The 246-nt window shown below is 33.3% G+C and carries 1 pseudogene; it reads right to left on the reverse strand.

From position 1 onward, the window contains the following. Positions 1–47: 47 nt before the first annotated feature. A pseudogene (locus tag BA053_RS06500) lies at positions 48–246 on the reverse strand (PD-(D/E)XK nuclease family transposase); the annotation flags it as partial.

Raw genomic sequence — 246 nt, forward strand, 5'->3', positions numbered from 1 at the left:
AAGATGGAATTTAACCATCACAAAACCACGGCTTTCCGGGTCGCACTGAAGAAAAATAACCAACGATCCACTATGCTTTCTAGCTGTTCTTCCTTATTCTTAGGAAATTTAGGTAGTTCAATAAATACAAATTGAAAATCTTTTAAGTCATGCTCATTGGTTTTCTCATCTCTTATAGTGTGGCTGGATATATAATCAAGCTTATCAGGAAATAAATTACAATTAGAGATAGCAATAAAGAAAACC

Origin of the sequence: Wolbachia endosymbiont of Nomada ferruginata (assembly GCF_001675785.1) — a bacterium.
Lineage (GTDB): Bacteria > Pseudomonadota > Alphaproteobacteria > Rickettsiales > Anaplasmataceae > Wolbachia > Wolbachia pipientis.